Annotated in this window: 2 protein-coding genes; both read right to left on the bottom strand. The window is 58.3% G+C overall.

The features are described 5' to 3' along the window. Positions 1-130: 130 nt before the first annotated feature. Entirely contained in the window at positions 131-655 is a 525-nt protein-coding gene (locus AAAB16_RS18185; RefSeq protein WP_340664589.1) for a peptidoglycan binding protein CsiV, read from the bottom strand. 13 nt (positions 656-668) lie between these two features. Continuing rightward, positions 669-1,963 (bottom strand): TRCF domain-containing protein (locus AAAB16_RS18180; RefSeq protein WP_340664588.1); only part of this gene is annotated, 1,295 nt, incomplete at its 5' end.

Here is a 1,963-nt window from a genome sequence, read left to right as displayed (position 1 = left end):
GTATCAGCGACTCCGCCGTCATCCCCGCGCAGGCGGGGATCCAGAATGGTGGGGCAGACGTTTAAACAACGTGCTTCACCGATAAAAAATGCCGCTGATTGAGCGGCATTTTTTCATTTCCCATTTCGCTTTACAGCGGACTAATCCGAATCAACATGCCCAGGTTGGAATGGTCCAGATAGGTCAGCTCACCCGTTTTCAGGCGCGCGGTCTGCTTCAAGCGTTCGCTGCCGGTGAGCAGGCCGGTGCCGTCGAATTGGTTGATCCAGAAATTGGCCTCCAGATCGACAAAACGCACCTGCTTCAGCGTCAAGGTGCCCTCCACCGGGTAGTGACCGAACTGCTGATTGCCCGTGTTGATGGCGATTTTGGTTGGCGCTTCGCCCATGCTCTGCTGCCAGGCTTGGTGAAACAGCACTTGGTAGCCATTGCCTTGGCTCAGTTTGGCGGCTTCGCTGTTCAGTGCGGTGCTGCGCGGGGAATCGCTGGCGCTGCCTTGTACGCCGGCAGCCCAGTCATCCGGGGCCGTCTGGCTGGCAGGAATCGGCTCACCGGCCTGGCGGAAAATAATCAGCTCAACCTGGTACAGGCCATCGGCAAATGCTGCCGGGGCAACCAAGCTGAGCAGCAGGGCGAAACAACGGAGGGCACGCATGCAGTAGTCCTTTCTATTTAGCTTGTTTGGGCGTGAGGCGTTCGAATAACGCTTCCACGGTATTAAATCGTTCTTCCGCACGCTCCATCGGCACCTGGAATTTGAACTGGGTGGCGCCTTCGAATTTGTAGCGGTTGGGCTGGCTTTGGATCAGTTTGATCAGCACCAGTGGATCGACCTGGGTGTCAGCAGCAAATTCAATCTTGCCGCCTTGCGGGCCGGCATCCAGTTTTTTAATGCCCAGCGGCTCAGCCTGCAATTTCAGCAAGGTCAGGCGCATCAGATTTTTCGTTGGCTCAGGCAGCAAGCCGAAGCGGTCGATCATTTCCACCTGCAAATCGCGCAGGGCGTCTTCATCAGCCGCCGAGGCGATGCGTTTGTACAAGATCAAGCGCGTGTGCACATCCGGCAGATAGGCGTCGGGAATCAGTGCTGGTACGCGCAGGTTGATTTCCGGCCCACCGCCCAGCGGCTGTTCCAGGTTGGGTTGCTCGCCTTTGCGAATGGCCTTCACCGCGCGCTCGAGCATTTCCATATACAGGGTGAAACCTACGGCCTGAATCTGCCCGCTCTGGCCGTCGCCGAGTAACTCGCCAGCGCCGCGAATTTCCAGGTCGTTGGTGGCCAGCACAAAGCCGGCACCGAGATCTTGGGTATTGGCGATGGCTTCCAGGCGCTTCTCGGCGTCCGGAGTCATTTGTTTGCGCGGCGGCGTCAGTAAGTAGGCGTAGGCCTGGTGGTGACTGCGGCCAACGCGGCCACGCAGCTGGTGTAACTGCGCCAGGCCGAACTTGTCGGCGCGCTCAATGATGATGGTGTTGGCGCTGGGTACGTCGATACCGGTTTCGATAATGGTCGAGGCGATCAGCACGTTAAAGCGCTTGTGGTAGAAGTCGCTCATCACCTGTTCCAGATCGCGCTCGTGCATCTGCCCATGGCCAATGCCGATCCGTGCTTCGGGAACCAGTTCGGCCAAATCGGCCGCGCATTTCTCGATGGTTTTTACATCGTTGTGCAGGTAGTACACCTGGCCGCCACGCAGCAGTTCGCGCAGCAAGGCTTCCTTGATGACGGGCTTTTGCTGCTCCATCACAAAGGTGCGCACCGACAGGCGTCGTGCCGGTGGCGTGGCGATAATCGACAGGTCGCGCATGCCGGAAACGGCCATATTCAGCGTGCGCGGAATCGGCGTGGCGGTGAGGGTGAGAATATCCACCTCGCTGCGCAGCGCCTTCAGCTGTTCCTTCTGGCGTACGCCAAAGCGGTGTTCTTCGTCGATGATCACCAGGCCGAGGTTTTTGATTTTTA

This window comes from Pseudomonas sp., assembly GCF_037994325.1.
In the GTDB taxonomy this organism is placed as follows: domain Bacteria; phylum Pseudomonadota; class Gammaproteobacteria; order Pseudomonadales; family Pseudomonadaceae; genus Aquipseudomonas.
The sequence above is the reverse complement of the archived record's forward strand: the minus strand, read 5'-3'. Positions and strand labels throughout refer to the sequence as shown.